Annotated in this window: 18 protein-coding genes; 12 read left to right on the top strand and 6 right to left on the bottom strand. The window is 65.6% G+C overall.

Translation table 11 applies throughout. The features are described from left to right. Positions 1–222: 222 nt before the first annotated feature. The 8 genes from ABIA70_RS07500 to ABIA70_RS07465 all read left to right on the top strand — a co-directional run bounded on the left by ABIA70_RS07500 (position 223) and on the right by ABIA70_RS07465 (position 8,269). The gene (locus tag ABIA70_RS07500) at positions 223–750 is read left to right on the top strand and encodes a hypothetical protein (RefSeq protein ID WP_354146964.1); all 528 of its coding nucleotides are present in this window, start codon (positions 223–225) and stop codon (positions 748–750) included. Between the two features lie 366 nt (positions 751–1,116). After that, positions 1,117–2,040, top strand: coding sequence for a carbohydrate ABC transporter permease (locus ABIA70_RS07495; RefSeq protein ID WP_354147334.1), 924 nt, complete (start codon positions 1,117–1,119; stop codon positions 2,038–2,040). Continuing rightward, positions 2,030–2,965, top strand: a complete 936-nt coding sequence (locus ABIA70_RS07490) for a carbohydrate ABC transporter permease (protein WP_354146963.1) — start codon at positions 2,030–2,032, stop codon at positions 2,963–2,965. Before ABIA70_RS07495 ends, ABIA70_RS07490 begins: the two co-directional genes overlap by 11 nt. Positions 2,966–3,016: 51 nt before the next feature. After that, positions 3,017–4,318: an ABC transporter substrate-binding protein gene (locus ABIA70_RS07485; protein ID WP_354146962.1), complete on the top strand. Its 1,302-nt coding sequence runs from the start codon at positions 3,017–3,019 to the stop codon at positions 4,316–4,318. 2 nt (positions 4,319–4,320) lie between these two features. Continuing rightward, positions 4,321–5,448, top strand: a complete 1,128-nt coding sequence (locus ABIA70_RS07480; RefSeq protein ID WP_354146961.1) for a Gfo/Idh/MocA family protein — start codon at positions 4,321–4,323, stop codon at positions 5,446–5,448. After that, positions 5,445–6,386: a DUF6807 domain-containing protein gene (locus tag ABIA70_RS07475; protein WP_354146960.1), complete on the top strand. Its 942-nt coding sequence runs from the start codon at positions 5,445–5,447 to the stop codon at positions 6,384–6,386. The genes ABIA70_RS07480 and ABIA70_RS07475 overlap by 4 nt, the downstream gene beginning before the upstream one ends. Then, entirely contained in the window at positions 6,383–7,129 is a 747-nt protein-coding gene (locus ABIA70_RS07470; RefSeq protein ID WP_354146959.1) for a cupin domain-containing protein, read from the top strand. The genes ABIA70_RS07475 and ABIA70_RS07470 overlap by 4 nt, the downstream gene beginning before the upstream one ends. Positions 7,130–7,228: 99 nt before the next feature. Further along, positions 7,229–8,269, top strand: a complete 1,041-nt coding sequence (locus ABIA70_RS07465; protein ID WP_354146958.1) for a LacI family DNA-binding transcriptional regulator — start codon at positions 7,229–7,231, stop codon at positions 8,267–8,269. A gap of 32 nt (positions 8,270–8,301) precedes the next feature. On the opposite strand, the gene ABIA70_RS07460 is transcribed toward ABIA70_RS07465, so the two are convergent. Together ABIA70_RS07460 and ABIA70_RS07455 are read right to left on the bottom strand one after the other, a co-directional pair. Next, positions 8,302–8,928: an FMN-binding negative transcriptional regulator gene (locus ABIA70_RS07460; RefSeq protein WP_354146957.1), complete on the bottom strand. Its 627-nt coding sequence runs from the start codon at positions 8,926–8,928 to the stop codon at positions 8,302–8,304. Between the two features lie 12 nt (positions 8,929–8,940). Beyond that, on the bottom strand, positions 8,941–9,906 hold the full coding sequence (locus ABIA70_RS07455; RefSeq protein ID WP_354146956.1) for a DMT family transporter: 966 nt from the start codon (positions 9,904–9,906) through the stop codon (positions 8,941–8,943). Between ABIA70_RS07455 and ABIA70_RS07450 the strand changes: the two genes are divergently transcribed. Next, a complete protein-coding gene (locus tag ABIA70_RS07450; RefSeq protein WP_354146955.1) occupies positions 9,905–11,323 on the top strand; it encodes an aminotransferase-like domain-containing protein in 1,419 nt (472 codons plus the stop codon). The two genes, ABIA70_RS07455 and ABIA70_RS07450, sit on opposite strands and share 2 nt — an antisense overlap. Before the next feature lie 14 nt (positions 11,324–11,337). On the opposite strand, the gene ABIA70_RS07445 is transcribed toward ABIA70_RS07450, so the two are convergent. From ABIA70_RS07445 to ABIA70_RS07435, 3 genes are all read right to left on the bottom strand, one after another. Beyond that, entirely contained in the window at positions 11,338–12,162 is an 825-nt protein-coding gene (locus tag ABIA70_RS07445; protein ID WP_354146954.1) for an SDR family NAD(P)-dependent oxidoreductase, read from the bottom strand. A 126-nt stretch (positions 12,163–12,288) separates the two neighbouring features. Further along, entirely contained in the window at positions 12,289–13,692 is a 1,404-nt protein-coding gene (locus tag ABIA70_RS07440; RefSeq protein WP_354146953.1) for a GntP family permease, read from the bottom strand. 43 nt (positions 13,693–13,735) lie between these two features. Then, the gene (locus ABIA70_RS07435; protein WP_354146952.1) at positions 13,736–14,272 is read right to left on the bottom strand and encodes a gluconokinase; all 537 of its coding nucleotides are present in this window, start codon (positions 14,270–14,272) and stop codon (positions 13,736–13,738) included. Between the two features lie 187 nt (positions 14,273–14,459). On the opposite strand from ABIA70_RS07435, the gene ABIA70_RS07430 reads away from it, so the two are divergent. After that, positions 14,460–15,194, top strand: coding sequence for a FadR/GntR family transcriptional regulator (locus ABIA70_RS07430; RefSeq protein WP_354146951.1), 735 nt, complete (start codon positions 14,460–14,462; stop codon positions 15,192–15,194). Between the two features lie 115 nt (positions 15,195–15,309). After that, positions 15,310–17,064 (top strand): aa3-type cytochrome oxidase subunit I, encoded by a 1,755-nt coding sequence (ctaD, locus tag ABIA70_RS07425; RefSeq protein ID WP_354146950.1) that lies wholly within the window; start codon positions 15,310–15,312, stop codon positions 17,062–17,064. Between the two features lie 109 nt (positions 17,065–17,173). Here the strand turns inward: ctaD and ABIA70_RS07420 are convergent, their stop codons facing one another. Beyond that, positions 17,174–17,377: a cold-shock protein gene (locus ABIA70_RS07420; RefSeq protein WP_024365339.1), complete on the bottom strand. Its 204-nt coding sequence runs from the start codon at positions 17,375–17,377 to the stop codon at positions 17,174–17,176. Positions 17,378–17,645: 268 nt separating this feature from the next. Between ABIA70_RS07420 and ABIA70_RS07415 the strand changes: the two genes are divergently transcribed. After that, positions 17,646–18,035: a TfoX/Sxy family protein gene (locus ABIA70_RS07415; RefSeq protein ID WP_354146949.1), complete on the top strand. Its 390-nt coding sequence runs from the start codon at positions 17,646–17,648 to the stop codon at positions 18,033–18,035.

The following is an 18,035-nucleotide window of genomic DNA, read 5'->3' as shown; positions in this document are numbered from 1 at the left end:
CAGATCCGGGCCTGCTTGCCCGAACCTGTGGAACTCATCGACCGGCGGCCCCACAGCGCCCGCCCTGACACCTGATGCAGCCCCGAGATCCGGCCACATCAACCCCATCATGCTCCCGGGGCAGGCGGAGGGTCCAGTGTTCCGCTGGAGATTAAGGACCGGTTAAGTCCACCGGGCCACTCTGAAGAAACCAACCCGCGTTACGTTCGAAAGGAAAGTCCCATGAAAACAAGCAGCATTACCCGTGTACTGGCGGCGTCGGCTCTTGCCGCCGCAGCTCTGGCTCCGGCTCAGCCAGTTCTGGCCGCCGACGCGAATCGCATTTTTCTGCCGGTCGGTTGGGCGTGCCCCGACTTCAACCTCGAATTCTCGTGGACGGGCACTATCACGCACACCAAGGAGTTCTACGACAAGAACGGCAACCTGGTCCGCCTCCTTTCTGCCGGCAAAGGCACCGTGAATACCTTCACGAACTACGGAACCAAGCCCAAGAAGCCGGTAGCAGGCGAGTCCATCACCATCAGGACCGACGGATCAGTCACAGAAACTGTTTACAACCCCGATGGCACACAGACCGTGACAGCCACCGGACACAACGGCCTGATCATGTTCCCCAACGACGTGCCCGCCGGACCTTCCACCATCCAGTACACGGGCAAGATCGTTTACACCATTGGCACCGACGGCGTTTTCACGCTGGTAAGCACCTCCGGTCCGTTCATTGACGTCTGCGCGGCGCTGGCTCCCTGAGCGCCGACCTCCTAAGCCCGGTTCCGTTCCGGCGACACAACTAAATTGGCACTGAATGGGCGGGCCACCACCCGCCCTTCACTGTGCCAAGGACGCCTCAAAAAGATCAGATAGTAGGCCGTTGACAAGAAAGTGATCGATAACCATAATTGTGTTACCGATCACTTTCTGGTCGGAAGCCGTCGCAGCGTCGGTCAGGAAGCACATGCACCCGCGTCCTTCGCAACATCGCCGTTGAAACCGGAAGAACGCCCACGTCGCCGTGGATCGTCCTGCCGAGTGAGGAACCAACATGCATTCAACTTCTACTCCAGGGGAGAACTGCGCCGTTTTCCGGCCCAGCATCCCACCGGCGGAGGCAGCGCCATGAGCGCCCTCTCCGAGCTGGGCAAGCTCAAGGGCAAGGGCATGGGCTCCGAGGCCCAGGACACCAAGGCTGCCCTGGTTTTCCTCGCCCCGTGGCTGGTGGGGCTTGTTGCCATCACCCTGGGTCCGATGCTGATCTCCCTGTATCTGTCCTTCACGGACTACAACCTCCTGCAGGAACCCAACCTCGTAGGCTTCGAGAACTTCACCCGGATGATGGAGGACTCGCGCCTCCAGAACTCGCTGAAAGTCACCTTCATCTATGTCCTCGTGGGAGTCCCGCTCCAGCTCGCCGTGGCCCTGTTCATCGCCATCATCCTGGACAAGGGCATCCGCGGCCTGCCGTTCTACCGGTCCGTGTTCTACCTGCCGTCCCTGCTGGGCGGCTCGGTGGCCGTCGCGATCCTGTGGAAGCAGATCTTCGGCACCACAGGCCTGGTGAACCAGTTCCTGGCGCTGGTGGGGATCGAGGGCCCGGGCTGGATTTCAGATCCCAGCACTGCTCTGAGCACCATCATCCTGCTGCACATCTGGACCTTCGGCAGCCCCATGATCATCTTCCTCGCCGGGCTCCGGCAGATCCCGGTCATGTACTACGAGGCCGCGCAGGTGGATGGCGCTTCCAAGGCAGCCCAGTTCTTCCGTATCACCCTGCCGCTGCTGAGCCCCATCATCTTCTTCAACCTGGTGCTGCAGATCGTGGGCGCATTCCAGTCCTTCACGCAGGCGTTCATCGTCTCAGGCGGCACCGGCGGGCCCTCGGATTCGACGATGTTCTTCACGCTGTACCTCTACCAGAAGGGCTTTGGCCAGTTCGACATGGGCTACGCCTCGGCCATGGCCTGGGTCCTGCTGCTGATCATCGGCGCCTTTACCGCCATCAACTTCTACGCCTCAAAGTTCTGGGTGTTCTATGACGACTGAAATCCAGCCACTGTCCCCCGCACCCACCAACCGCCGCCGGCCGGGCGCGGACGTGGACCCGCCCAAGGCCTCCCGGCGCCGGTCGAAGTCGCCGGCCGCGAAACGCCTCCGCGCTGTCGGTAAGCACCTGCTGCTGATCGTCGCGGCACTGGCCATGATCTACCCGCTGCTCTGGATGATCGCCTCCTCGCTCCGGCCCAACGATCTGATCTTCCGGGAACCCGGGCTGCTGCTCTCCACGTTCGAGGTGGGGAACTACAGCGAGGGCTGGAACGCCCTGGCCAGCCCGTTCTCCACGTACCTGCTGAACTCTGCGGTGGTGGTGCTGGGCTGCATCATCGGCAACCTGGTGTCCTGTTCCATGGCGGCCTATGCGTTCGCCCGCCTGAACTTCAAAGGCAAGAAGTGGCTTTTCGGGGCGATGCTGCTCACCATCATGCTGCCGTTCCATGTGGTGATCGTGCCGCAGTACATCCTGTTCTCCCAGATCGGCTGGGTGAACACGTTCTGGCCGATCATCGTCCCCAAGCTCCTCGCCACTGACGCGTTCTTCGTGTTCCTGATGGTCCAGTTCATCCGCGGCATCCCCAAGGACCTGGACGAGGCTGCCAGGATCGACGGCGCCGGCCACCCCCGCATCTTCCTCCAGGTCATCCTGCCGCTCATGGTCCCGGCCCTGGCCACCACCACCATCTTTACCTTCATCTGGACCTGGAACGACTTCTTCAGCCAGCTGATCTACCTGACCGACCCCAAGATGTTCACCGTCCCGGTGGCACTGCGGGCTTTCGTCGATGCCACCGCCTCCACCTCCTGGGGTTCATTGTTCGCCATGTCCATCGTGTCCCTGCTCCCCGTCTTCATCGCTTTCCTCCTCGGCCAGAAATTCTTGGTCAAGGGCATCGCCACCACTGGTATCAAGTAGCTCCCCACCACATCAGGCGCCGACGTCGACGCCGCTCCTGAAAGGAACCCCATGAACCACATTCCCACCCGCCGGACCTACCTGAAGCTTTCCGCCGCCGTTGCAGCCTCGGTCCTGGCACTGTCCGGCTGCGCCGCCGGCGGAACCACCCCCGCCGCGGAAGAAACCGGGCCGGTCACCATCCGGTTCACCTGGTGGGGCGGCGATGCCCGCCAGAAGGCCACCCAGAAAGTCATCGATGCTTTCCAGGCCGAAAACCCCAACATCAAGGTGGTGGGCGAATACAGCGACTGGAACGGATATTGGGACAAGCTCGCTACTCAGGTGGCGGCCAACGACGCGCCGGACGTCATCCAGATGGACGAGAAATACGTCCGTGAATACGGCGACCGCGGCGCACTCCTGGATATGAAGAAGCTCACCGGCCTGGACACCACCGGCATCGCACCGGACACCCTCAAGAGCGGTGAGGTGGACGGCAAACTCGTGGGCCTCGTGACCGGCGTTGCCACCTTCTGCATCGCGGCCAACCCCAGCGTCCTCGCCAAGGCGGGCGTAGCCATGCCCGATGACACCAAGTGGACCTGGGAGGACTACCGGAAGATCGGCCAGCAGGTCAGCGCCAGCGGCGCAGGCACCGGCGTCGGCGTCCAGTACGGTGACCAGGACATCTACATCTGGGCGCGCCAGAACGGGGACCGCCTCTACGACGACGCCGGCAAGGTGGTCATCAAGCCTGAAACTTTGGTCTCGTTCTGGAAGCACACCGTGGAGCTCTCTAAGTCCGGCGCCGGCCCCAAGCCCTCAGCCATCATCGAAAACGCCTCGGCGTCCCTGAACCAGACCGCCCTCGCCAAGAACCAGATGGGGTTTGCGGGTGTCTTCAGCACCCAGCTCACCGCCTACTCGGGCGCCGCCGGCCAGGAGCTGAAGCTGCTGCGCCTGCCCGGCGAATCAACGTCCAAGGAAGCCGGCGCCTACTACAAGCCCTCCATGTTCTGGTCCGTGTCCTCCCGCAGCAAGCACCAGAAAGCCGCGGAGAAGTTCCTGAACTACCTGACCAACAGCCAGACCGCAGCGGACATCATGCTCACCGAACGCGGCATTCCGGCCAACACCAAAATCCGTGAAGCCATCGCGCCCAAGCTCAGTGCCACTGACAAGGCAGCCATCGCATTCACCGATGCCATCGCCGACGAAGTCCGGCCCGCTCCGCCCATCACCCCGGCCGGCGGAAGCGCCATCACGGACATCCTTAGCCGCTACACCTCGGACATCCTGTTCGACCGCACCACCCCCGAAAAGGCCGCCCAGCCATTCATTGACGAACTCTCCTCCTCACTCCGGAAGTAAGCATGACTGACACCCAAGACACGAACACCCTAGGCACCAAACCAATCCGCGTCGCCTTCGTCGGCACCGGCGGCATCGCCAACGCCCACGCCGAAGCCCTGCGGCAGCAGCCGGGCGTGGAGCTGGCCGTGGCCATCGATATCGACGCCTCACGCTCGGAGGCTTTCGCGGCCAAATGGGGCATCACCCGCACCGCGGCCAGCCTGAAAGAAGCGGCCGACGGCGGCGGGCTGGATCTGGTGGCCATCTGCACCCCGCCGTCGAGCCACTTCCCCCTGGCGCTGGAGGCACTCTCCTACGGCTTGAATGCCGTCATCGAAAAGCCGCCGGCACTGTCCCTGAGCGAGATGCGGCAGCTCGAAGCGGCCGAAGCAGCCTCCACCGGAAACCTGAGCTGCATCTTCCAGCACCGGTTCGGCTCCGGCGCCCAACGGCTCCTGACGCTCCAGCGCTCCGGTGCACTGGGCAGGCAGCTGGTAGGAACGTGCAACACGCTCTGGTTCCGGGACCAGCCGTACTTCGATGTGCCCTGGCGCGGGCTGTGGGATGTGGAGGGCGGCGGTCCCACCATGGGCCACGGCATCCACCAGTTCGATCTGCTCCTGCACCTGTGGGGTCCCTGGGCCGAGGTCACTGCGTTTGCCGGCAAGCTCGCCCGCAAGACCGATACCGAGGATGCCTCAGCCGCTGTGGTCCGGTTCGAATCCGGAGCCATCGCCACCATCATCAACTCCGTGATTTCGCCGCGGGAGACCTCCTACCTGAGGCTGGACTACGAAAACGCGACAGTGGAACTTGACCATCTCTACGGCTACACCGACCACAACTGGACGGTGACCCCGGCACCCGGCCAGGACGCCGTCGTCGGACTCTGGGCCCAGGGTGAGGACCGGGAAAGCGGGCACGCGGCGCAGTATGCCGCCGTCGTCCGGAACCTGCAGGCCGGCGAGCCGGCTCCGGTCTCCATCAGTGACGCGTACGCCACCATGGAGCTTGCGGCCGCCATCTATGCGTCCAGCGTCAGCGGTACCACCGTTGCCCGCGGCCAGATCGACGAAGCCAGCCCGTTCTTCACCCGCATGGACGGCCACCTGGAACCCTGGAAACAAGAGGAAGCACTCAACGCATGAACACCTCAAACGCCCTGACCTGGCGCGATGACAACCAGTCCCTGACCGTTTCGCTCGGGGACCTGGAGATCGCCACCTACACCTACAGCGCCACCGACGAACAGCGCGAATCACCGCGGCCGTTCTTCCATCCGCTCCGCACCACCGCCGGGGAAACCGTCAGCGTCTACCGCCCCTGGGACCACGTCTGGCACAAGGGCATCGCCTGGTCACTGCCGCACTTCGGCGAGGACAACTTCTGGGGCGGCCCCAGCTTCCGCCGCGGCGAGGACTACCAGTGGCTGCCCAACAACGGCGCCATGCGGCATGAGCGGGTGATCGGTTCCGGGCTCGACGGCGGCGCGTTCAGTTTCACCCATGCGCTGAGCTGGTGGACCCAGGCCGGGAACCACGTGGTGGACGAAACCCGCACCATCCGGATCAGCCCGAACGCTGACGGCGACTCCTGGGTGCTGGTCTTCGAAACGGAGATGACCAACGTCTCCGGGGCCGACATCCAGATCGGCTCCCCCACCACCGAGGGCCGCGAGAACGCCGGCTACGGCGGACTGTTCTGGCGCGGCCCCCGCGAATTCGCCGGCGGCAGGATCGCCGGCCCGGGCGGAGCCACCGGCGAGGCACTGCGCGGCACCCGCGGACCATGGCTTGCCTTCGTGGGCCAGCACGATGACAGCTGCCGCTTCTCCACCGTGCTGATCGCCGATGACACCAACAACGCCCAGCACCCGCCGGAGTGGTTCGCCCGGTCCGAGCCTTTCGCCTGCTTCGGGCCCGCCCCGTTCTTCAGCGCCGAAGTCACCTTCGCCGCCGGCACCACCATGAAGAACCGGTACGCCGTGGTGATTGCCGACGGCGACTCCGACGCCGGGCGGCTGGAGAACCTCGCCGCCGCCGCGGGAGACGCCCTGCACCAGCACCCAGTGGAGGCAACCGCATGACCGTCACCCGGCAGGTTGCAGCGTTTCCCGGCGCGGTAGCGCTGACCCGGCTCGGCGTCTACGACTGGGAAGCGGCCGACGGCGCCTGCGGCGGCTCCCCGCACCTGCACACCGCCTCCACCGAGGCGTACCTGGTGCTGGGCGGAACCGGGCGGGTGGAATCCATCACCGCCTCCGGCTACGAATCCTACGGGCTGGCCCCCAACGACCTGCTCTGGTTCAGCCCGGGCACCATCCACCGGATCATCAACACCGGCGGCCTGGACATCCTGGCCATCATGCAGAACGGCGGCCTCCCTGAGGCCGGCGACGCCGTCCTGACCTTCGAGGCGGACATCGTGGCCGACCCGGAACGGTACGCCAGGGCAGCAAAGCTCGACGCCGGCCCTAACCCCGCCCCGGACGCGCTCGCCTCCGCCGCACTCACCCGGCGCGACGCCGCGCTGGCCGGCTACCACCGGCTGAAGGAGGCTGCGCAGGCGGGCGACTTCGCCGCCGTCGAACGTTTCCACCGCGACGCCGTCCGGCTCATCCAGCACCGGGTCCCGGGCTGGCAGGAACTCTGGAACGGGCGGATTGCGCCGGAAGCGGCACGGACTGGGCAGTGGCTGGCGGACCTGGCCGAGGGCAAGTACGGCCACTTCAAGGATGCGGGCGTGTGCCGGACAGCCCCGGCAGCTCAGGAACGGATCTTCGGCATGTGCGGCATGCTACAGAAATGGTACTCAGCGGGACCCGCCTGAGCCACGGACGCCCGCGCGGGCTGCGGTGATGCGGGAGGGATTAGGCTGGAGCCGGATCCCTCCCGCGACGGCCGCTGGAAGAACATCTGAAGGGACGCCATGGTGCAGTCAGCAGTAGGACCGGGCCGGTCGAAGGCACCCACCATTTACGATGTGGCGGAGCTGGCCGGCGTGTCCCACCAGACGGTGTCCCGTTATCTGAAGGACAAAGCCACGCTCAAACCCGCAACGCTGGAGCGGGTGGAAAAGGCGCTGGCGGAGCTCAACTACACACCGAATCTCGCCGCGCGGTCCCTCCGTTCCCGCGAGCTGTACCGTCTCGTGGTGATTGTGCCGGAAGCGTCCCTGTACTTCCCCCTCCGCATGCTCAACGGGGCCGCTGAGGTGGCGCACGCCGCGGGCTTCCGCATTGATGTGATGGCGATGGAGGGCACTGCCCAGGCCCGCGCGAGCCGGCTCCAGGGGCTGCTCTCGGGTGACGACATCGCCGGCATCCTGTCCTTCGTTCCGCGGCCGGCCAAGCTCGGTTCAACCCCGGACGAAGCTCCCAATGTTCCGATGGTGGTGGCCGGAGAGTATGACAACCGGATGCGTGCCCGCGGCAGCCTGGCGGACGGCACCGCAGCGGCCAAAATCGTGGAGCACCTGGCCTCCCTCGGCCACCGCAATTTCTTCCACGTGGCCGGTCCTTCAGCCTGGCCGTCCGCCCGGAACCGCCTGGCGGTCTATGAGGAAACCGTCGCCCAGCTGGGCCTGACCTCGCTGGGGGTCGCCGCCGGGGACTGGTCCTCGGCGTCCGGTTACGCCGCAGGCCAGGACATCGCCGCCCTGAAGGATGTCACCGCCGTGGTGGCCGCGAACGACACCATGGCCATGGGGGTGATCCGCGCACTGCACGAGCACGGCATCGCCGTTCCGGATCAGGTCAGCGTGTTCGGCTGGGATGACATGGCTGAATCCAAGTACTTCATCCCGTCAATTTCAACCGTCAACATGGACGTGGAGGCGTTGGGCGCCCGGAGCATGGGCGAACTGATCACCAGAATCCGCGGCGGGGAGCCCACCGACGACGGGCCGACGCTGGCCCCGATGAAACTCGTCTTCCGGGAGTCCACGGGCCGGGTCAGGGCCTCTTCCTAGTTTTCGGCTCAACGGCTCGTACCGCTTTCCGCCTAGGGGCTCCGGCGGCAACGCCCGACGGCGGCGGCGCTGGCTTCCAGCCCGCCGGCCAGCAGTCCCGCTGCCACCCCGGCGGCGTCGGCGTCGGAGCGGTTCTGGCTGTTTTTGTCCTTGGCTTCGATCCGCGTGATGACCAGTTCGATACCCACGATGGCGCGCAGCTGGCCGGCGATGAAGCGTTCCGGCGCGTCGTCCACAGTCCAGGGCTGCTCCCGGCCCGCCTCGTGCAGATCGGTCAACTGCCGGACGTGGCGTGCCAGCCAGCGGGCGTCATCATGGATGACCAGCCTGCCGTAGACGTGCGCCGTGGAGTAGTTCCAGGTGGGCACCGCGCGGCCGTGTTCGGCCTTGGACTGATACCAGGAAGGCGAGATGTAGGCATCCGGTCCCTGCACGATGACCATCGCCTCGCCGACCGGCGCACTGGACCACTGCGGGTTGTTCCGGGCCACGTGGGCGTGCAGCGCACCGTGCTCCCCCGCGGACGGATCGTAAACGAACGGCAGCAGCGTGGCCAGCAGGCCGTCAGCGGTCATGGTCACGAGGTTGGCCGCGGCGGGACGGGCCAGGAGCTCCTGGACGGCGGCGGGCGAGGCAGCGAAGTGGGATGGAATGTACATGGCAGAGTCCTGTCAGGGGGTGGGGATTGGTTCGCGGGGAACGTCAGCAGTTGGCGTGCGCGGGCGGAAAACCCGGACGCGGACGGCTGCGCCGGCACAGGCTATGACCGCCAGGCCGCCGATGACGGTGCTCCAGGTCAGGGCCTCCCCCAGCAGGACTGCCGCCCAGCAGATGCTCAGGACCGGCTGGATGAGCTGGATCTGGCTGACCTGGGCCATGGGGCCGATGGCGAGGCCGCGGTACCAGGCGAAGAAGCCCAGGAACATGCTCACCACGCCGAGGTAGGCGAAGGCCCCCCATTGAAGGGGTGAGGCGGTTGGCGGCTGGTCGGCGATGGCCAGCGCTGCCAGGAACACCATCAGCGGCGAGGCCAGGACCAGCGCCCAGGAGACGGTCTGCCACGCCCCCAGTTCCCGCGCCAGCAGCCCGCCTTCGGCGTATCCGATGGCCGCGGCAACCACTGCGGCCAGGAGCAGCAGGTCCGCCCACTGCAGCCGCCCGATTCCGCCTGCTTGTACAAAGGCGAAGGTGATGGCGGCCAGCGAACCGAGGGTCAGGACCGCCCAGAAGGCTGCGGGCGGACGTTCACGGGTGCGGAGCACCACTGCCGTGGCGGTGGCCGCGGGCAGCAGGGCTATGACAACGGCGCCGTGGCCGGCTTCCACTGAGGTGAGGGCGAAGGAGGTCAGCAGCGGAAAGCCGACGACGCCCGCGGCAACCAGCGCCAGCCGCGCCCGGATCCGGGGTGTAGGGAGCCGTTGCCGGGTCAGTGCCAGCGCCGTGGCGGCGAGCACCGCGGCCACCACTGCCCGGCCGGACCCGATGAACAGCGGCGACAGACCGGAAACCGCCAGCCGGGTGAACGGCACAGTGAACGAGAATGCGGCCACTCCCAGGAGTCCCCACCAGATCCCGGTGACGGTCCGGGGCAGTATCACTGGGCTAACCGGGAGAGTAGCGCTACTATTGGGTTTCATGAACAACGATAGCAGTTCACGGATTGTTCTGGCACTGGAGCAGTGGATGAATGCGGCAGCCCCCGGGTCCCGGTTGCCGTCCACCCGGTCGCTGGTGGCCGAGTACCAGGCCAGCCCGGTGACCGTGCAGAAAGCCCTCCAGACCCTGACAGCCCGGGGGCTGATCGAGAGCAGGCCCGGCGTCGGGACGTTCATGCGCGCCGTACGGACGGCGCGCCCTTCGGATTACGGCTGGCAGACTGCCGCGCTGCGTTCCCCGCAGTCGGTGCTGCCCTCGGCCTCGAATACAATGCGCGATGTTCCGAACAACGCCATCTCGTTCCATTCGGGGTATCCGGACCGTGAGCTCTTGCCGGAGCGGCTGGTACGGGCTGCCCTGACGCGTGCCGCCCGTGGCGATGCCGCCCTCTCCCGCCCTCCTGCGGCCGGGCTTCCAGAGCTGCAGTCCTGGTTCGCCCACGAGCTCGGTACTTCCACGCCGGTAGGGATAACGCCGCCGACGCCGAGCGACGTCATTGTGCTGCCGGGCAGCCAGAGCGGGCTCAGCTCCATCTTCCGGGCGCTGGTGGGCGCCGGCCAGCCGCTGCTGATGGAATCACCCACGTACTGGGGTGCCATCCTGGCGGCAGCCCAGACGGGGGTGCGGGTGGTTCCCGTGCCCAGCGGCCCGGAGGGTCCCGATCCGGCCGAGCTGGCCCGCGCGTTCGAGGAGACGGGGGCGCGAGTGTTCTATGCCCAGCCCAATTACGCCAACCCCACCGGCGCGCAGTGGGCTCCGGGGCGGGGCGAGGAGGTCCTGGAGCTGCTGCGCCTGCACGGAGCTTTTATGGTGGAGGACGACTGGGCGCATGATTTCGGCATCTCCACCAGTCCTGTGCCTGTTGCCTCGCGTGACGACTCCGGCCATGTGGTCTACATCCGGTCGCTGACCAAAAGCGTTTCCCCGGCGATCCGCATCGCCGCCGTCATCGCCCGGGGCCCGGCCCGGGAGCGGATCCTTGCCCAGCGCGCCGCCGAGTCCATGTACGTCAGCGGGCTCCTGCAGGCAGCGGCCCTGGATGTGGTGACGCAGCCCGGCTGGCAGACGCACCTGCGCAGCCTCCGCCAGCAGCTCCTCTCGCGCCGGGACCTTCTTGCCGCCAGCCTGCGCCAGCATGTCCCGCAGGCCCACCTTGAAGGCCTGCCCCACGGCGGGCTGAACCTGTGGCTGCGCCTGCCGGACGGGACCGACGCCGCGAGGTTGGCACGCCGCTGCGGGGATGCAGGGGTCATTATCGCCGCCGGAACGGAGTGGTTCCCGGCCGAACCCGCCGGACCGTACATCAGGCTGAACTATTCCGGCCCGAATCCGGGCGCGTTTCCCGAAGGCGCCCGGATCATCGGCGAGGCCATGGGCGACCTCGAGCGGGCCCGCTGACCGAACCGCCGGGGTCAGACGGCTACTCTGACCAGCTCTTCGCTGGCGTCCCAGAGCCCGCGCGCCAGCTCGGCGTCGTAGGCCTGGGCGTTCGCCTTGGCCAGGGCCCGCTTGTAGTAGTAGGCACCGGAGATCCAGTCGGTCCCGGCGGTGCCGTTGATCAGCCAGAGCAGGGTGTCGGCTCCCTGGTCCGGGCTGAGCATGAAACGGTTGAGCAGCGTCTTGTAGGCGTGCCGCCAGGGGCTGGTGGACTCTGCCGCGAAGTTGGTGCGGACCACACCGGGGTGGAACGCCGCCGTCGTGATTCCCTGGTCGCCGAAGCGGCGGTGCAGCTCGGAGGTGAAGAGGATGTTGGCGAGTTTGGCAGTGCCGTAGGCGCGGTGGGTGGAGTAGGTGTGCTCGGCGTTGAGGTCGAACAGGTCCAGTTTGCCGAAGCTGTTGGCGCCGCTGGCGGTGTTGATGACCTTGGCCTTGCTGGCCGTCAGGGTGTCCATCAGCAGCGTGGTGAGCAGGAACGGCGCCAGGTGGTTGATTTGGAACGTGGATTCGTTGCCGTCCATGGTGCGCAGGTGCTTGCCCATGATGCCGCCGGCGTTGTTGGCCAGCACGTCGATCAGCGGGTAGTTTTCCTTCAGCTGGGCGGCAAGGGTGCGGACCTGGGCCAGGTCGGCGAAGTCGCAGACGAAGTAGTCGGCGTCGAGTTCCTTGGCGAGGGCCTGCGTCTTCTCCGCGGAACGGCCGACGACGACCACCCGCTCCCCTGCCTTCGCCAGGGTCCGTGCGGCTGCCGCGCCGATGCCGTCGCTGGCGCCGGTGATCACAATGGTGCGAGGGGTCAAGGGGTGTCCTTTGATTGGTTCGTTCCCGAAAAAGGGTGCCGCTGGCACAACGACGGCGGGGCGGCCGGTGTTCCCACCGGCCGCCCCGCGCAGCACATCAGTCAGCCGCTGGCTGGGGTCAGGGCGTCAGCCCGCCACCCCGGCGAGCATGAACAGCACCGCCGCGATCGCAAAGCCCATGACGCCGATCAGGGTTTCCATCACGGTCCAGGTCTTCAGGGTGGTCTTGACGTCCATGCCGAAGAAGCGGCCCACCAGCCAGAAGCCGGAGTCGTTGACGTGGGAGACCACCACGGACCCGGCGGCCACGGCGATGACCAGTGCGGCGACCTGCATGCCGGTCAGCCCGGCCAGGGCAACCGCGGGGGCGATCAGGCCGGCGGTGGTGGTCAGCGCCACCGTGGCCGAGCCCTGGGCGATGCGCAGGATGGCGGAGATCAGGAAGCCGGCCAGGATCAGCGGGATGCCCAGGTTGCCCAGGACATCGGCCAGTGCGGCGCCGATGCCGGAGGAGCGGAGAACGCCGCCGAACATGCCGCCGGCGCCGGTGATCAGGATGACGGAGCAGACCGGGCCCAGTGAGGATTCGAGCAGCTTCTCGATGGCGCCCCCGTCCTTGCCGCGTCGGTTGCCCAGGACGTACACAGCCACCAGGACGGCGATCAGCAGTGCCACCGGGGTCTCACCGATGGTGCGCAGGATCTGGAACCACTGTTCCTTCTTGACCCCTTCGGACAGGACGCCGGAGGAGGCCAGGGTGTTCAGGCCGGTGTTGATGAAGATCAGGACGAGCGGCAGGAGCAGCAGGCCGATGATGGTGCGGAAGCGCGGCGGGTGGGACTCGGCCTCGGCGCTGGCGTGGCCCAGGATTTCCGGCACCGGCAGGACCAGCTTCTTGCCGGTCCACAGGCCGAACAGGTAGGCGGTGACGTACCAGGTGGGGATGGCGGTGATCAGGCCCGCGATCAGGACCAGGCCGATGTTCGCGTCGAAGAACGCGGCCGCGGAGACCGGACCCGGGTGCGGCGGCAGGAAGATGTGCATGACGGAGAACGCGCCGGCAGCCGGGAGGCCGTAGCGCAGCACTCCCCCGCCGAGGCGGTGTGCCACGGCGAAGACGACGGGAAGCATGACCACCAGGCCGGCGTCGAAGAAGATGGGGAAGCCGAAGATCAGGGACGCCAGGCCAAGGGCGAAGGGGGCACGCTTCTCGCCGAAGACGCCGATCAGGTAGTCGGCCAGGACTTTGGCGCCGCCGCTGGTTTCAACGATGCGGCCCAGCATCGCTCCCAGGCCCACGAGGAGTGCCACGGTGCCCAGGGTTGTGCCGAAGCCGTTGATCAGGACCGGCACCACCTGGTTGGCGGGGATGCCGGTGGCGAAGGCGGTAGCGAGGCTGATCAGGATCAGGGCAACCAGCGCGTGCATTTTCAACCGGATGATCAGGAACAGCAGCACAACAATCGATGCCGCGGCAATGAGGAGCAGGGGGCCTGCTCCCAGCGTTTGGGTCCATCCTTCGATGACCATGGTTCTCCTTTGAAACTGAACTGATTGGGGGGTGTAAAAAAAGTCAGGACGCGTGCGGGGCGGGGAGCTTCAGCGCGGCGATAACCGCCCTCACGAGCTCCTCCGGGGACTGCGAGATGTCCAGGCGCAGGCTGCCGGCGGCGAGTTCGCCCTCGGTGAGCGGCTCCAGGGTTGCGAGCTGGCTGGGCAGGAGCGCGGGCGGCATGAAGTGTCCTTCGCGGCCCTGCATCCGCTCGCCGATCAGCTCGGGTCCGCCGTCGAGGTGGATGAAGAGCACACGCCCGTCTGCCTGCGAAAGCAGCCGACGGTACCCCTGCTTGAGGGCGGAGCACGTGAGCACGGTACTCTCGCCGGCCTCGGCCCGCGCAGTCATCCACTCCTGGATCAGCTGCAGCCAGGGCCACCGGTCCTCGTCCTGCAGGGGAATGCCCTGGGACATCTTGTCGATGTTGGACTGCGGGTGGAACTCGTCCGCTTCGGCACATGCCCAGCCAAGCTGCCGGGACAGGGCTGCCGCGATGGTGGACTTGCCCGATCCGGCAACGCCCATCACCACCAGGTGGGTGGCTTGATTCTGCATGTTTTACCTCCGAAGAAGACGCCGTTGGCTTTGGGAAGAAGCTCGTAGCCCACCTCTTGGAAAGTGCGCCGGGAGATAAGGTATCACCATTTTCAACCACAGATACTATCTTTACGTGTCACAAGTCATACCTTTGGATTTTTTCGGTACGCTGGGAGGGCGCGCAGCGCAGAGGAAGGCAGGAAAGATGTCGACGGCGACACTCCAGGACGCGGACAACACGCACGACGGCGGGGCCTCCCCCGCCATGCACGAACGGGTCCTTGAGGCGGTTGGCTCAGCCATCGCCGGCGGCACCCTCGCTCCAGGCAGCCGGCTCACCCTGGATTTCCTTCAGCACGAGTACGGCATCTCCCGCACAGTGGCGCGGGACACCATGAAGGTGCTGGAGTCCATGAACCTGGTCTACTCCCGGAGGCGGGTGGGCATTGTTGTGCAGGAGCGCCGGCTCTGGAATGTGTTCGACCCCAAGCTGGTGCGGTGGCGGCTGGCCTCGGACCGGCGCGAGATCCAGTACAGCAGCCTCACCGAGTTGCGTATCGCCGTCGAACCCATCGCCGCTGCCGGAGCCGCACGCCGGGCCAGCGCCGCGGAACGCGCCAGGCTGGTTTCCCTTGCTGCCGACCTGCGCCGCCTGGGCGAAGCGGGCGAACTTGGAGCCTTCCTCGAGGCCGACATCGAGTTCCACCGCCTGCTGCTGGCGAGCTGCGGGAATGAGATGTTCATGGCGCTGGACGGCATGGTGGCCGAGGTGCTGACCAGCCGGACCCGGCAGGGACTCATGCCGTTCAAGCCACGGAGCGAGGCAATTCAGGCCCACGAGGACGTCGCCGCGGCGGTGGCAAGCGGGGACGCGATCACTGCCGAAAGCGCCATGCAGCACATCCTGAACGAGGTCCGGAACGCGATGGGGCTGCACTGACGGCGGCTGAGCTTGCCGAACCCCTTTCCGGGCGCCCCACATCCGAGTAGCCTGCAAAGTAAGGGCTCAGGAAAGCGGCCCCGCTTGCTCTGCAGAGGGATCTGTGAGGTAAAAAATGGCCATCACCGGACATACATCTGAAGGTCTCGCCGCCACCGCCGCGCCGGCCGTGGTTCCCCGGCGCAAAGGCAGCATCGTGGTCAAGTGGATCACCACCACGGACCACAAGACCATCGGGTACATGTACCTGATCACATCGTTCGTGTTCTTCCTGCTCGCCGGCGTGATGGCACTGCTGATCCGCGCGGAGCTTTTCCAGCCCGGGATGCAGATCCTGCAGACCAAGGAACAGTACAACCAGCTGTTCACCATGCACGGCATCGCGATGCTGCTGATGTTCGCCACGCCCCTTTTCGCAGGGTTCGCGAATTTCGTCATGCCGCTGCAGATCGGCGCCCCCGACGTAGCCTTCCCCCGGCTCAACGCGCTGGCGTTCTGGTTCTTCCTCTTTGGTTCCACCATCGCGATGTCCGGCTTCATCACGCCCCAGGGGGCCGCATCCTTCGGCTGGTTTGCCTACAATCCGCTCTCCAACACGCTCTTCAGCCCTGGCGTCGGCGGTGACCTGTGGGTCTTCGGCCTGGTCCTGTCCGGTTTCGGCACCATCCTGGGTGCGGTCAACTTCATCACCACCATCATCTGCATGCGCGCCCCGGGCATGACCATGTGGCGGATGCCGATCTTCACCTGGAACACCCTGGTCACGTCCATCCTGGTGATCATGGCCTTCCCGCCGCTGGCCGCAGCGCTGTTCGCGCTCGGTGCGGACCGCCGTTTCGGCGCCCATATCTACGATCCGGAAAACGGCGGCCCGATTCTTTACCAGCACTTGTTCTGGTTCTTCGGCCACCCCGAGGTGTACATCATCGCCCTGCCGTTCTTCGGCATCGTCTCGGAGATCTTCCCGGTCTTCAGCCGGAAACCGATCTTCGGCTACAAGGGCCTGATCTACGCCACCATTGCCATCGCCGCCCTGTCCATGACGGTGTGGGCCCACCACATGTACGTGACCGGCTCGGTCCTGCTGCCGTTCTTCGCCTTCATGACCATGCTCATCGCGGTGCCCACCGGCGTAAAGTTCTTCAACTGGATCGGCACCATGTGGGGCGGTTCGCTGACGTTCGAGACTCCCATGCTGTGGAGCCTGGGCTTTATCGTCACGTTCCTCTTCGGCGGGCTGACCGGCATCATCCTGGCATCACCTCCGCTGGACTTCCATGTCTCCGACACCTACTTCGTGGTGGCACACTTCCACTACGTGGTGTTCGGCACCGTGGTGTTCGCCATGTTCGCAGGCTTCTACTTCTGGTGGCCCAAGTTCACCGGCACCATGCTGAACGAACGCCTGGGCAAGATCCACTTCTGGATGCTGTTCCTGGGTTTCCACGGCACATTCCTCATCCAGCACTGGCTCGGCGTCATGGGCATGCCCCGCCGCTACGCCGACTACCTGGTCGAGGACAACTTCATCTGGATGAACCAGTTCTCCACCGTCTCGTCCTTCCTTCTGGGCGCTTCCATGATCCCGTTCCTGTTCAACGTGTACCTCACGTGGCGCCGCGGCCACGAGGTGGAAGTGGACGATCCCTGGGGCTTCGGCGCCTCGCTGGAATGGGCTACGTCATGCCCGCCGCCGCGCCACAACTTCACGTCCATTCCCCGGATCCGCTCCGAGCGTCCGGCCCTTGACCTGCACCATCCCGAGATCCGGGTCCGTGAACACGAGGCCGTCCACACAGCCGCGGCTGCCGCCCTGGGCGCTGCCGATATTGGCGACGAAGACGTGCGCAGTCCAAATCCGGACGAATAAGCGACGGATAAAGCACAGTTGGGTTAAGCGGACACAAAAAAGCAGGGCCGGTCACTGACCGGCCCTGCTTTTGAAAATGAAACCCTAAGGCCCCAGAATCTCTAATGAATTAGAGTGCCTGGATGTTGACGGCCTGGGGACCCTTGGGGCCCTGCTCGGTTTCGAAGGAAACCTTCTGGTTCTCTTCGAGTGAGCGGAAGCCGGAAGAGGCGATCGCGGAGTAGTGAGCGAAAACGTCCTGTGAGGAGTCATCGGGGGAAATGAAGCCGAAGCCCTTTTCAGCGTTAAACCATTTGACGGTACCAGTAGCCATTATTTTTGTCCTTCGTGAAGGTGGAGGAAAAGTCCCGACTTTCGGGTCCTCCGGTGTGGGGTGTTCAAAACCGCTACTTCAGAAGAACGCGGACTTTCGACCGCGCGTACTGCCTGAACTACCAACTGCATAAACACAACAACAAAATCAACTGTACAGGAGTTTCCGGGAAGTATTTACCACCGGCCTTTCGGGGGTCCTGTACCCCCCCTGTGTTGCGGGCATATCCTGCCAACAGGTCCACGCTGCACGAACCCCGGGAGGAACCATGGAAATGGCCAAAGCGTCTGATGCTGACAAGGAACGCTTCCGTTCGGTCGTTCCGGAACATCCGGAGGTGGTGGTGAAGCCGATGTTCGGCAACCTCGGGGCGTTTGTGAACGGCAATATGTTCGCCGGCCTGTTCGGGCCCACCATCGGCGTAAAGCTTGCCGAGGCAGACCGCGAAGTACTTGAAAGCACCGAGCGGACCGTCCCGTTCGGACCCGCCGAGCGGCCCATGGGCGGCTACACAGGCCTGCCGGAGGTCTGGAATGAAGAGGGCGACGGCGACGACGCCCGCGTGCGCGCCTGGATCAACAAGGCGTTCGAACACGTTGCCGGCCTGCCGCCGAAGGCGCCCAAGACTCCCAGAGCTCCCAAAGCCAAGACGCCATAG

It is taken from the genome of Arthrobacter sp. 754, assembly GCF_040548695.1.
Classification (GTDB): domain Bacteria; phylum Actinomycetota; class Actinomycetes; order Actinomycetales; family Micrococcaceae; genus Arthrobacter.
This window is presented reverse-complemented; position numbering and strand designations above follow the sequence as displayed.